Consider the following 14,460-nt stretch of genomic DNA (forward strand, 5'->3'; position numbering starts at 1 on the left):
ACATCAAATATAATTATTTTTTTGAATATGAGTTTTTTACTTTTTTAGCATTATAGTGTAATGTAAAGATTACATTAGCATTTAAAATAATGTATTTTGTCGATTTTTTTTGTATTTGACTGATACTCTGAGTACTTTTGTGCCATCAAAATGTAAATACATGTTATTATGAAAAATATCATTACATTATTACTTACCACTTTCTTCTCGATTTCATTATTGGCTAATATTTCAAATTCTGAAAAAAACAGTTTGATTAAATTGTACAAAAGTACAAATGGAAGTCAATGGAACATTAAATGGGATTTGGAAAAACCAGTTTCTACATGGTATGGCGTTAAAATCGTTAATGACAAAGTAGTAGGAATTAATCTTTCAAACAATAATTTGGTGGGAACTTTGCCAGCCGAAGTTTCAGAATTAAAAAACTTAGAAGAATTAAATTTATTCAAAAACCAGATTTCTGGAGCAATTCCTCAAAATATCGGGAAATTATCAAATTTAAAAGAATTAAATCTTTCGTTCAATAAATTGTCAGGGACTATTCCAAGTTCTATTTGCGAGATATCTCATTTGAATTCATTAAAACTTTTCATGAATCAACTTTCGGGAGAATTACCAAGCAAAATTGGTAATTTAAAGGAATTGGAAGTGGTTTCTTTGTTTAATAATGAATTATCGGGAGAGCTTCCTGCTTCATTGTACCAACTTAAGAATCTGAAAGAGTTGATGTTAAATAGTAACAAGTTTTCAGGGAAAATAAGTTGGAATATTGAAAACTTAAGTGCTTTGGAAAATTTAAGTCTTTTTGATAATAATATGCATGGAAACATACCTTATGTTTTGGTCAAAATGAATAATCTGAAAAATGTTAATTTATCTTATAATTCGTTTTCTGGTGCCGTTTCCGAAGCTTTGGTAGGAAAAGATGATTTTAATCTTACTATGAGAAATGACTCTGGAGTTTCATATCAATTGGAAGTGTCAAATAATGCCAAAGGTGTTTTGGCTGCCGAAGAATAAATATAACGGCTAATAATTATAATTTGATTAGTCAAATATAAAAAGTGTTTAACTTTTTTTGAGTGCAATTGTTTTTTTATAAAACAATTGCACTTTTTTTATTGTTTAAAACCGCTGATTTTCAGTTGTTTGTGTTTGTTTGTGCTTCTCTTTTTTATCCCGATTAACATTTTTTTAGTAAATAATTGTAATTTTTTTTGGTAGTTAATTATTTTAACTTACTTTTGTCTATAGAAATAGTAGAGTTTAAAAAAAACGATATTAACACTAAAACAAAAATTGTGAAGACAATCAAAAACATACCTATTTTGATACTGCAAGAATCTTTCTCATTCGGCACTCTTCGTCGAATGTGTTGTTGCTGTTAATGTCTTCAATCGATACCCTCTCTTTTTTGTAATTTTCAGTTTATAAATATTTTATTCGATAATAAATTATTTAATAAGTCTGGCATGTGATTTTTGGAGAATACTAAATCAAGTAATAATTCTAATTAAAATGATAAAATGGAAAAACGAATGTGTTGTAGTTGCAAATAAAAAAAAAGCCATTTCTGCGGCAACAGAAATGGCAGGCTTAAAAAAAAATGTTATCGTTAAACGGAAATGAAAATTGATAGAAATCAGTTTTCAAGCTCCTTATTTATTAAACCAAAGCAAAGTAATGAAAAAAATATTATATAATCTTTTCTGGCTTGGCATTTTTCTGGTTTCAGCCGGAATTTATGCCCAAAACACGAAGCCACTTATCCAGTCTAAACTAGACGGAACAGTGGTAAACAAAATAACAAGTTTACCTGTTTCTGGAGCTACAGTAACTATCAAAGGAACCACGCACGCAGTGGTAACCGATTCTGAAGGTAAATTTTATTTTCAAACGGGACAAAAATTTCCCTATACCTTAGTTATAACTTATGTGGGCTTTAAAAAAACAGAATACATTGCAGATGGAAGTCCGGTTTTCATCAGTTTAGAAGAAGATCTTCAGGAGCTCAACGGACTGGTGGTTGTGGGTTATGGTTCCCAAAAAAGGAAAGATATTACAGGAGCCATTGCATCAGTTCCGAAAGCAAATTTAAATCAGGTTACTTCATCTGCCGATAATTTATTGAGAGGAGCCGTGCCTGGAGTTGTGGTTACACAAAGTTCCGGACGACCTGGAGCTACTTCGAGTGTTCGAATCCGTGGCGGAAGTTCGATTACGGCAGGTAATGAACCTCTTTATGTTATTGATGGTGTATTAATTTATAATGACAACAACAATGGAACTGCAGGCGTGTCAAATGCGGGAGCTGGAGTCAATGTATTGTCAACTATCAGTCCTGGTGATATTGAGTCTATCGAAGTATTGAAAGACGCATCGGCGACGGCTATTTATGGTTCGCGTGGGGCGAATGGGGTAGTACTCATTACAACCAAAAAAGGGATCAAAGGTCAAGATATTATTTCCTACCAAGGTTATATAGGGTTTCAACAGGTTTCCAAAAAATTAGATTTGTTGAATGCCAGTGAATGGGCAAGTTTACGTAATGATGTTCAGGCGAGCATTGGTCAGGCTCCTTCTTTTTCGCCAGCACAAATCGAAGCTCTTAAAACTTCGGGAGATTATGATTGGCAGTCTGCTGCTTTTAGAACTGCTCCGGTTCAAAATCACCAATTGACATTTTCTGGGGGTGACGATCGTTCGAGATATGCCGTTTCTGCGGGCTATTTTGATCAGGACGGAGTTATTATTGCGACTGATTTCAAAAGAATTTCACTTCGCGCCAATTACGAACGAAATTATTCTCAAAATTTCAAATTTGGAGTAAATGCCAATTATAGTAATTCGATTTCAAACGGTATTGGAATGAATGGAGGTAATGGTGGAGGAAGAAATCCTAATCCATTGTCTGGTGTTTTGTATCAACCTCCTGTGGTTCCAATTAGAAATGCCGACGGCTCTTATAATTTGACCAATAATCCTTATGCAACTGCGGTTAATGGAATAATAACCAACCCAATTAATGATTTGGAAAACACTACCAATGAGACTAAGATTAATCGAATTTTAACCAGTTTGTTTGGGGAATACAAAATAAACAAAGAAATCACAGCCAAAGTTTCTGTTAGTGGAGATGTAATTAACACCAAACAAAATTACTATGCTCCATCTACTACCGGAATTGGTGCTGGAACCAAGGGGTTAGCTTCGGTTGGGGACAGATTGGTAAGCTCGGTATTGAATGAAAACACCTTGAATTACAACACTCGTTTTGGAGAAAATCATAAGTTTTCTGCTTTGGCAGGATATACACTTCAATATACACAAGGTGAGGTTGTCAATGCAGGTGCCAATTATTTTGTAAATGATGCTGTAGAATACAACTCTTTACAAGATGGTACGGCCGTAAAACCGTACAGTGAGGCATTCGAAAGTGTATTGAAATCGTGGCTTGCAAGAGTAAATTATTCTTATGATGGAAAATATAATTTAACAGTTTCGGCGCGTGCCGATGGTTCTTCACGATTTGGTTCAGAATCGCTTTGGGGTTATTTCCCATCTGCAGGTTTTTCTTGGAACATCACCGAAGAAGATTTTGCCAAAAACATCAAAGGCGTAGATGATGCAAAACTTAGATTCAGCGTAGGAACAACCGGTAATCAGGAAATTGGTAATTATCTTTCTTTGGCATCAATTGGTTCTGTTAATTATTCTTTTGGAGGTGCTATACAAACAGGATTGGCACCAACCCGTTTGGCAAATCCAGATTTGAAATGGGAAAAAACGACACAATACAATATTGGTCTGGACTTAGCGCTTTTTGACAGAAAAATCAATTTTGTATTCGATGCTTATTTAAAGAAAACCAACGATTTGCTTATTAATGTGCCAGTTCCTTTAACATCTGGATTTTCTACGGTTCTTCAGAATATTGGCGGGGTTGAAAATAAAGGGATTGAAATTGGTTTGACTACAGAAAACATCAAAACAGAAAACTTTTTCTGGAATTCAAACTTTGTGTTTTCGACAAACAGAAACAAAGTTGTCGAAATAGGGAATGGTGTTGACCAATTCTTTCCAGTGGTTCCAAATGGTACTTTGTTGCAGCAACAACCTGTGACGGTAAAAGTTGGATTGCCTTTGGGAACGTTCTGGGGATACGAAACCAACGGTATTTTTCAGACTCAGGAAGAAATCAATACGCAACCCAAAATCAATTCGCTTGCTAATACTAAAATTGGAGACAGAAAATATGTTGATACTAACGGAGACGGTGTGATTACAGCTCTGGACAAACATGATTTGGGAAGTTCACAGCCTAAGTTTGTTGGGAGTTTTAGCAATACATTGGCTTACAAAAACTTCGATTTGCAGTTTTCTTTCCAAGGTGCTTATGGTGGTAAAATATTCAATGCTTTGAATCAGCAATTGGAAATTTCTACTCTTGGAACAAATGCCAATGCGACTTTATTGGATCGTTGGACACCAACAAATCCTAGCAATGAAATCCCTAGAGCAACAAGTTCACCATTAGGAATCGTTTCGGAACGCTATGTAGAAGATGCTTCTTTCCTTAGATTAAAACTTATCACTTTCGGGTTTACGTTTCCAAAGAGTGTTTCCACAAAGCTGAAACTTCAAAGCATCAAATTTTATGTGTCTGCCGAAAACTTGGTTACCTGGACAAAATACACAGGATATGATCCAGAGGTAAGTTCATATGAGCAAAATAATTTATACCCCGGAATTGACTTTGGAGCCTATCCAAATTCCAAAACATTCATCTCGGGCGTGAACATAACTTTTTAAAGAAATTAAAAATGAAAAAGATAATAACATTCATACTAAGTGCCACTATACTTGTATCGTGCACAGAGCTGGAGGTAACCCCGACCTCTTTTATAACCGAAGAAAATTTCTTCAAAACACAGGATGATGCAGTTGCCAGTGTGACAGCAGTTTATGCTTCGTTGAGCCTCGACCCGGGAGAGCAAAGTTTATTTGGAAGAAACCTTTATTTCTTGACCGATATGGCTTCGGATTATGCCGCGGCTGGAGTTTCGGCTACGAATCCACAGGTGAGAGCTTTAAGCAGTTTGACACATGATGCAACATCAGACCGTGTTCAGGTGGCTTGGCGCCAAATATACAACGGAATTAATAGAGCCAATGTGGCGATTGACAATATCCCAAGAGCCAACGCACCTGAAGTTCTTAAAACCCGATTGATTAACGAAGCTAAATTCATCAGAGGGTTGCTTTACTTTCAGGCGGTTCGTCTTTGGGGAGGGGTTCCAATTGTTTTGCATGAACCAACTTCGATTCAGTTGGAGAGTTTAAAGTCAAGAAGAGCGACTGTTGAAGAGGTTTATACACAAATCATTTCTGATTTGACAGCGGCAGAAAGTTTGCCGTCTACTTATTCCGCCAATGAAGCCGGTCGAGCGACTTCGGGAGCTGCCAAAGCGATTTTGACCAAAGTGTATCTGACCAGAAAAGATTGGCCAAATGCTATTCTAAAAGCCAAAGAGGTAATAAATGGAGGCTACGGTTATGGACTTTTCGAAAATTTTGCAGATATATTTAATAAAACAAAAAAGAACGGAAAAGAACATATTTTCTCGGTTCAGTTTGAACCCAATCAAGCAGGAAATGGTTCCAGCGGAAGCACTTTTCAGTCAACTTCTTTTACTGGATTTACAGCGACAGAACCGGCTGATATTATTTCGGATGTTGCTTTGTTTTATGATATTTATGCAGCGGGAGATGTAAGAAGAGATGTGAGTTATAAAAAGCAATTGCTGAATCCGGCTACCGGAACGCTTTATACTTTTCCGAAACCAATTTTTGGTAAATATTTGGATTTAAATAATATAGCTACACCTGCCAACGTGGCGATTAATTTTCCGTTGATTCGTTATGCCGATATCTTATTGTCTTTTGCGGAAGCGACAAATGAACAATCTGGACCAACTGCAGAGGCTGTCGAGTATGTGAATCAAGTGAGAAGAAGAGCTTTTGCAAAACCTATTACAACTCCTGATCCATCTGTAGATTTGGTTGGACTTACCGCCGAACAATTAAGACAAGCTATTCGCGAAGAGCGAAAAAAAGAGTTTGTACAGGAAGGACAAAGATGGTTTGACTTAGTGCGCTGGGGAACTTTAGTTACTGAAGTGAAAAAAGTTACTGCCAAAAACTCTGTTTCAGAACGCAATAATTTGTATCCAATTCCGCAAAGCGAACGAAATATTGATCCGGTTGGGTTGCCTCAAAATCCTGGTTATTAATGATTTAATGATAAAAAAATAAATAGAAATGGAAGATATAAAATATAGTAATAGTATCATCAAAAGTCCGAAAAAAGGACTTTTGCTTACAGCTTTGCTTGTTGCTCAATTTGGCTTTGCCCAAAATAAAGATGACAATTTCAAAGGAGTAATCGGAAAAACATTGGCCGAATCCAAAGAATATTGGCCGGAACCTGTTAATGCTCCAAAGGGAGCTCCAAATGTGGTTTGGATAATTCTGGATGATGTAGGATATGGAGCTTCAAGTGCCTTTGGAGGTTTAATTCAAACGCCAGTATTAGAGAGTTTGGCCAATAGTGGACTGAGATATACCAATTTTCACACGACAGCTATTTGTGCACCAACTCGATCAGCTTTGTTGACAGGAAGTAATTCTCATAAAGTCCATGTTGGAGGGTTTTCACATACATCAATGTCAGCAGGATTCCCGGGTTGGGATGGAAGATTACCTTCAAAAAACGGAACGATTGCAGAGATTTTACGTGACAAAGGATATAATACTTTTGGAGTAGGTAAATATGGTGTAACTCCAGATGAAGATGCTACCGATGCTGGACCTTTTGACAGATGGCCAACCGGTAAGGGATTTGAACATTTCTTTGGTTTTCTAGGTTCTGCAACCGATCAGTATAAACCTGATTTGATAGAAGATCAAGCGCACGTTACTCCAGACGGAAGACATCTTAGCGAGCAAATTACAGATAAAGCTATCAGTTATATTCAAAGACAGCACAAGGCAGCTCCAGATAAACCGTTCTTTTTGTATTATTCGCCTGCGGCAGTTCATGCTCCTCATCAGGTAGCTACCAAATGGAGTGATGCCTACAAAGGAAAATTTGATGATGGCTGGGACGCTTATCGCGAAAAAACATTGGCGAATCAGAAGAAACTTGGAGTTGTTCCTGCCAATGCCGTATTGCCGGAACGTAATTCGCTTATTGCAGATTGGAAAAAATTAACTCCAGATCAAAAGAAAGTATATTCTAAATTCATGGAAGTGTATGCTGGATATTTGACTTATACGGATTATGAAATTGGAAGATTGGTTAATTATTTAAAAGAAAGTAATCAACTGGATAATACGCTTGTTTTTGTTATGATAGGTGATAATGGAGCCAGCAAAGAAGGGACTTTGCAAGGTGCTGTCGAAAGGCAAACCTATAAAGTTGGTGAAACAGAAGAGCAGGTTTTTCAAAATAATTTGAACCGAATTGGTGAAATTGGAACGCCTCAGGTTTATGCCAATTATCCTTTGGGTTGGGCACAAGCGACCAACACTCCATTCAAATCATGGAAACAAGACGCTAATTCTGAAGGAGGAACTCACAATCCATTGATTGTGTATTATCCAAAAGGTATCAAAGAAAAAGGCGGAATCCGAAACCAATACAGTCATGTAATTGATATTTTGCCAACAACTCTTGATGTTTTGGGAATCAAAGCACCAGAAACCATTAGGGAGGTGAAGCAAGATACCATTCAGGGTTATTCGTTCTACAATTCTTTGAATGATGCCAATGTTGTATCGTCACATAAAATTCAGCATTATTACATTTTTGGATCGAGATCCATTTATAATGATGGATGGAAAGCTGCTGCTGCGCATCATCCCAATTCAATTGAAGTAAAAGAGGCATTGGCTGATAAATCAAAAGCGAATCTTTTGAATGCTGATTTCGATAATGATATTTGGGAATTATACAATATCAACGAAGATTTTAATGAAAGAAAAGATTTAGCCAAAAAATATCCTGAAAAATTGGCCGAACTTAAAAAATTATTTGATGAGCAGGCTAAGAAAAATAACCTATATCCATTGATAGACTGGTCTGATGTTTACTTTAGAAGAATTCATAAAACACCAGCTACAGAAGGACAATCTGCACAGGAATTATTGACTAAAGCAAATAAATAATTTCATTTTTTTAATTTAAAACTATATCAAATCTGTAGAATTAATAAATTATAAAAAAACAAATTAACGATAAGTCAGCCCGGAAGTGGGTTTGTTAATAATCCATTAAAATATTAAAAATGAAAAAAAATAAATTAAATGCAAAATTTATAACTCCCCAGAAGGGACTTTTGCTTACAGCCTTATTGGCTGTCCAACTCGGGTTTTCCCAAAACAAACCGGATGCCAATTATAAAGGAGTTATTGGCAAAACATTGGCAGATTCCAAAGAATATTGGCCAGAACCGGTAAAAGCGCCTGCCGGAGCGCCAAACATTGTTTGGATTTTGCTGGACGACGTAGGATTTGGAGCTTCCAGTGCCTTTGGAGGTTTAATTCAAACGCCAACTTTTGATGCTTTGGCTAATAATGGATTGCGTTATACCAATTTTCACACCACAGCGATTTGCGCACCAACCAGAGCAGCTTTGCTGACAGGTCGTAATTCTGGAAGAGTTCACGTTAGTGGTTTCTCTCACACTATTTTATCGGCAGGTTTCCCAGGTTGGGACGGAAGAATTCCATCGGATAAGGGAACTGTTGCTGAGATTTTAAGGGAAAATGGTTACAACACTTTTGCGGTGGGTAAATATGGTGTAACTCCAGATGAGGACGCCACCGATGCAGGTCCGTTTGACAGATGGCCAACAGGAAAAGGCTTTGATCACTTTTTTGGATTCTTAGGTTCTCAAACCGATCAGTACAAACCTGATTTGGTAGAAGATCAAGCCCACGTAAAACCTGACGGAAGGCATCTAAGTGAGCAAATTACGGATAAGGCAATTGGCTATATTCAGAAACAGCAAAAAGCAGCACCTGGAAAACCGTTTTTCCTGTATTATGCTCCGGGAGCGGTTCATGCGCCACATCAGGTTGAGGAAAAATGGGTAAAACCGTATGAAGGAAAATTTGATGAAGGCTGGGATGTGTATCGCGAAAAAGTATTGGCCAACCAGAAGAAACTCGGTGTAATTCCTGCCAATGCCGTGTTGCCGGATCGTAATGCGATTATTACGGCTTGGAATAAATTGACTCCAGAGCAAAAGAAAGTATATGCCCGATTCATGGAAGTATATGCCGGATATTTAACCTACACCGATTACGAAATAGGGAGAGTGGTGAATTATCTGAAAGAAAGCAATCAGTTGGACAACACTTTGATTTTTGTTGCCATTGGTGATAACGGAGCCAGCAAAGAAGGGACTCAGGTAGGTACGATCAGTCAAAATCTGTTTGCTCAGGGTGTAACTGATGAGCAAAATCTTCAGAGTAATTTAGAACATATTGGTGAAATTGGAACAGCAAAAGGGCTGAACACTAATTATCCTTTGGGTTGGGCACAAGCAACAAATGTACCTTTCAAAAACTGGAAACAAGATGCACAGTCAGAAGGGGGAACACGCAATCCTTTGATTGTTTTTTATCCAAAAGGAATTAAAGAAAAAGGCGGAATCAGAAATCAATACAGTCATGTAACTGATTTGCTTCCTACAACTCTGGAAATTGCCGGAATCAAAGCACCTGAGAAAATTAAAGAAGTGAAACAGGATATTATTCAGGGTTCTTCTCTTTATGCTTCGTTGAATGACCCTAAAGCCGAATCATTGCACAAAGTTCAATACTATTACATTTTTGGGAACAGAGCGATTTACAAAGACGGATGGAAAGCAGCCGCTGCACACGCAAATCCTTTTACCTCACAAAATGCTGCCGGAAAAAAACAGGCTCCACAACCTAGTAATTTTGACGCTGATGTTTGGGAATTGTACAATCTTAACGAAGATTTTAACGAGCGCAACAATTTGGCAACTAAGTATCCTGAAAAATTGGCGGAGCTTAAAGTATTATTTGATGAGCAGGCCAAAGAAAACAATCTATATCCATTGATTGATTGGCAGGATGTTTTGGCCAGAAGAATACACAATCCTTCGGGCGACAAAAATCAAAATCTTCAGGAATTGATTCACAAAGAAACTCAGGGAGGCAGCAGTAATTAGTAATAAGTCCTTAGCAGTTAGTCCTTAGTTTTAAAAGCTATTTACTAAGGACTAATTACTAATCACTAAGGACTATTTAACATTAATAAAAAAAAATATGAAACGAATAGATTTTGAAGTAATAGGAAAAAAGATTGTCGTTGGGATAATCGTTTTTTTAGTACCGCTAGGTATTTTGGTTGGAGGATTAGCAATAGTAAGTCAAATTTTAAAATAAGAAATCATGGCATTAGATACAACAAAATTGAAGAGAGACTTAGGTATTAGTCTTTTTATTTATAGTTTGCCGGTATTGGCAATTTACCTTTATTTTAAGCTAAATAATGGTGTTGTGACAGAATCACATCTTACATTACCATCTTATTTAGAATTTTTACAACCCGCTTTTAAAAATATTCGGAGTTGGGGATTAATTGCATTCGCGATTGTTTTGGGAATTGTAGAATTTGCCGCAGGTTTGTATGATGAACATTGGACAGGTCGCGAACGCAAAATAGATATTATTTGCTTTTTAGCACCAAAATTGCTTTTACCTCCGGTTACGGCCTTTTTTAGTTTATCAGTTTTGCCGTATTTGATTCCAAATTTGGCAAACACACTTTCATGGGTTCCATTTTGGGGAGGTTTTTTCCTGATTGCAATAGCCGATGATTTGACCCAATATTGGTATCATCGTTTGCATCACCAAGTGCCTTTTTTATGGCGTTTTCATAGAACGCATCACTCGGCACCCTATATGGGAATGGCGATGGCTTCTAGACAAAACTTCCTTTACACTGTGTTTTTCTCCCAAATTTATTTAACTGCGACATTGACATATTTAGGATTGGGATTACCAGCTTTATTTGTTTTGGTTGTAAAAAGTTTTATCACTTTGGGTGCACATTCGAGTCTTGCCTGGGATAAACCCTTTTACAAATACAAAGTGCTACATCCTGTTGCCTGGGTTTTGGAACGGTTGATTTCGACTCCGGCCACGCATCATGCGCATCATGCAGACACAAGCGGAGATGGAGTGGGGCATTTCAAAGGAAACTTTGGAAATATGTTTTTCATTTGGGATGTGATTTTTGGAACTGGTTTAATCACACGTAGATTTCCAGAATCCTACGGAACGAAATCGTATAAAAGCGAGGAATGGTACGCACAATTCCTTTGGCCAATATTCAAATCTAAAATTGAAGGAAGTCCCTTGGCCGATGGTGTGCGTGCAATACCAATTGTAGAGAAAAAAGAAGTCGTTTCATCAAACCAAAAAATCTATGAGCCAGTTTAATCCTAAAACTTTTAAAGCTGTTTTGTTACTAATAGCTTTATTATTCGCAATAGCGGGTTTCTCCCAAGATAAAAACGCATTTACATTGCAGATTGATTCTTTTTATGCCAAAATAAAAGAACAGAAAAATCCGCAAATTATTGACGCACGAAGTCCCGAGGAGTTTGCCATAAACCATATCAATGGAGCGGTGAATTTTAATTTGGAAACAAAAAATTATATTCAGTATGTGGCCAAATTAGACAAATCCAAACCGGTTTTTATTTACTCGATTGGTGCTGGACGAAGTGGTCAATTGGCTAACGAATTATTAAAAAACGGATTCTCTGATGTGCATGATTTGGATGGAGGAATAGCGGCATGGATAGGCGGCGGAAAACCTTTTTATTCTAATACCAAAAACAAATTATCACAGGCAGAATATCAAAAAATAGTTACTAGTAACAATACCGTTTTGGTGGATATTGGTTCGCGTTATTGTGGTGCTTGTAAAAAAGTGAAACCTGTTCTGGAAACGATCAGGGCACAATATGGTGAGGATGTAAAAATTGTTGAAATTGATTTGGAAGACAATCCGCAGATTATAGCCGACTTAAAAACGGTGAAGGTTTTTCCAACTTTGATTTTATATAGAAAAGGTAAAATCTTTTTTAAAAAAGATGGAGGACAAGATTTGAAAAAAGATGTTGATTTGGCCTTGGCCTCCAATTAATTTTTAAAAATGTTATAATAGAAAAAATAGCTCACGGAATGCATCCATTCTTCGAGATACAGTAAAGCTAAATTTGTTTGAACAAAGAACAGTTTAGGTTGGTTAGTTAGTCATTACTTGATTTTTTTTTTTTTTTTTTCAGCGCAATAGTTTAGAGATAAGCTATTGCGTTTTTTGTAAGACATGTATTTATTATTTAATATTTTGTGTTTATTTGTCGATTTTTACTTGTTTATTAACGATTTTTTTAATTATTTTTGAACCGACAAAATTTTGAAGCAACGCAAATGAGTAAAAAAATTACGCTACTTTTTATAATTACTTTTTCCTTTTCGATTTCCGCTTTTTCTGCCATATCTCAGGCCGAGAAAGAAGTTTTGATAAAATTGAACCAAGTTACCAATGGACAAAAATGGATCAAAAAATGGGATCTGTCTTTGCCAATGGATAAATGGTATGGTGTCAAAATTGTTGACGATAAGGTAGTTTCCATTAACTTAAAAAATAATAATCTGACAGGTCGTATTCCTGTCGAAATTACAACTTTATTGAATCTGCAAGAGCTGAATTTAAGTTCTAATTTGTTGAATGGTGAAATTCCGCTCAATATCGGGAACATGAAAAATTTGCAAATTCTGGATCTTTCATCTAATAAATTAACAGGCTTTATTCCGGTTTCTATTTGTAATCTTCCTAATCTAATGGCATTGGTTTTGGACCGAAATATATTATCTGGAGAGTTGCCTCAACAAATAGGCAAGCTTTCCATGTTGGAGAATTTATCTTTATATGAAAATTCATTTCTGGGACAATTACCTGCTTCTTTTTATGAGTTAAAACATTTAAAATCAATATCTTTGTATTCAAACAAGTTTACAGGGAAATTAAATCCCGAAATTGGTAATCTGGTATTGTTGGAATATTTAAATCTTTTTGACAATGATTTTAAAGGACAAGTCCCATTAGAATTGGAGAAATTAATTCATCTGAAAAAAATGAATATATCCTATAATTTGTTTACTGGTCAAGTTTCAAACAAATTATCTTTATTGGATAAATTGAATATGACCATGCGAAATGAAATAGGAAATGTTGTTTCGTTACCCGTTAACAAAGGGTGAAAATACTTTTTTGATGTCGACGATATTGAAAGTTGTTTGTTTTTATACATTTAGTTAGAAAACCCTGTAAATTCATACATTACAGGGTTTTTTGTTTTAGGGCAGAAAAGTGTCTATTAAATTAAAAGTTTGTATCCCATGAGATATTAAGAAAGTACTGAAAAATGCAGTTTAATTCAATTCTTTGTAAACCGAGGAAACAATCTCGCACTGTTATTGTACGCAATATTTTGTTTTTCTTCTGTAGTGAAAATGGATGTGTTTTTAAAAATTGCCACACTGTCTTGTGTGCCTGTTTTTGGTCGAAGCGGCGCATCGGTTCCGAAAACAATTTGTGAAGTGCCTGCCATATCTTTCAAGGTTTGAAAAACAGTGTCGGACGTTGACAAAGCCAAATCGTAATACAGATTTTTAAAAGAATCCAAGATTTCTTCTTTGGATAAATTAATCGCTTTGCATTCTTCGGCAACTGTGCTAAAACGGTATGCAAGATAGGGAAGAACCCCGCCGGCATGAGAAACAATCCATTTGATATTAGAGTATTTTTTCAATTTACCCCTGTAGAGCAAATCCATAATCGCTCTTGTAGTGTCAAAAGGAAATTCCCAAACCGAAGGATCGGTGACGCTTAATGTGGGTACATCTCCACCTGGTTTTACGGGATGCAAGAGTACCACTGCATTGCGTCTGTTGAGTTCAGCCAATATTTCGTCCATTCGGTCATCACCAATATACATTCCGCCCACGTGGCTTGGCATACAAAATCCATCTGCGTGGAGACTATCATAAGAGTATTCAATTTCTTTTAAAGTAGCTTCAACATTAGCACTTGGAAGGCAAGTTAAAATTCCATAGCGTTTGTTGTCATAGGAAGCATAACCTGCTAAAAAGTTATTGATTGCTCGGGTTTGTTCTGGTGTTGATGATACAGGAAGCGACAGCAAAGCACCTCCAATTCCTAATCGTTCGCTTTCCTCGGCATCTATTTGCATATCCCATTTGGGCAAGTTGGCAAAATTGGGATTGTTTTTTCCGATGACGTGGTGATGCACATCTATAATCATTTCAGTTTTCATTTCTTTG

9 protein-coding genes are annotated in these 14,460 nt (G+C 36.4%); 8 read left to right on the top strand and 1 reads right to left on the bottom strand.

The annotated features are described in order from the left end of the window. The first annotated feature begins 168 nt into the window (after positions 1 to 168). From EM308_RS07280 to EM308_RS07315, 8 genes are all read left to right on the top strand, one after another. On the top strand, positions 169 to 1,023 hold the full coding sequence (locus EM308_RS07280; RefSeq protein ID WP_035636865.1) for a leucine-rich repeat domain-containing protein: 855 nt from the start codon (positions 169 to 171) through the stop codon (positions 1,021 to 1,023). Positions 1,024 to 1,686: 663 nt separating this feature from the next. Next, on the top strand, positions 1,687 to 4,815 hold the full coding sequence (locus tag EM308_RS07285; RefSeq protein WP_035638065.1) for a SusC/RagA family TonB-linked outer membrane protein: 3,129 nt from the start codon (positions 1,687 to 1,689) through the stop codon (positions 4,813 to 4,815). Between the two features lie 11 nt (positions 4,816 to 4,826). Further along, complete coding sequence (locus EM308_RS07290) at positions 4,827 to 6,296, top strand: RagB/SusD family nutrient uptake outer membrane protein (protein ID WP_035638063.1); 1,470 nt, start codon at positions 4,827 to 4,829, stop codon at positions 6,294 to 6,296. A 28-nt stretch (positions 6,297 to 6,324) separates the two neighbouring features. Beyond that, positions 6,325 to 8,232, top strand: coding sequence for an arylsulfatase (locus tag EM308_RS07295; protein WP_035638061.1), 1,908 nt, complete (start codon positions 6,325 to 6,327; stop codon positions 8,230 to 8,232). Between the two features lie 119 nt (positions 8,233 to 8,351). Beyond that, positions 8,352 to 10,268 carry an arylsulfatase gene (locus EM308_RS07300; protein WP_035638059.1) on the top strand — a complete coding sequence of 639 codons (1,917 nt, stop codon included), beginning with the start codon at positions 8,352 to 8,354 and terminating at the stop codon, positions 10,266 to 10,268. Positions 10,269 to 10,491: 223 nt separating this feature from the next. Then, a complete protein-coding gene (locus EM308_RS07305; protein WP_035638057.1) occupies positions 10,492 to 11,544 on the top strand; it encodes a sterol desaturase family protein in 1,053 nt (350 codons plus the stop codon). After that, complete coding sequence (locus EM308_RS07310; RefSeq protein ID WP_035638055.1) at positions 11,531 to 12,256, top strand: thioredoxin domain-containing protein; 726 nt, start codon at positions 11,531 to 11,533, stop codon at positions 12,254 to 12,256. Before EM308_RS07305 ends, EM308_RS07310 begins: the two co-directional genes overlap by 14 nt. 287 nt (positions 12,257 to 12,543) lie before the next feature. Further along, positions 12,544 to 13,377, top strand: a complete 834-nt coding sequence (locus EM308_RS07315; RefSeq protein WP_035638053.1) for a leucine-rich repeat domain-containing protein — start codon at positions 12,544 to 12,546, stop codon at positions 13,375 to 13,377. Between the two features lie 176 nt (positions 13,378 to 13,553). Here the strand turns inward: EM308_RS07315 and EM308_RS07320 are convergent, their stop codons facing one another. Then, a complete protein-coding gene (locus tag EM308_RS07320) occupies positions 13,554 to 14,453 on the bottom strand; it encodes an amidohydrolase family protein (RefSeq protein ID WP_197056138.1) in 900 nt (299 codons plus the stop codon). Positions 14,454 to 14,460: the final 7 nt, after the last annotated feature.

The organism is Flavobacterium gilvum (assembly GCF_001761465.1).
GTDB classification, from domain to species: Bacteria; Bacteroidota; Bacteroidia; order Flavobacteriales; family Flavobacteriaceae; genus Flavobacterium; species Flavobacterium gilvum.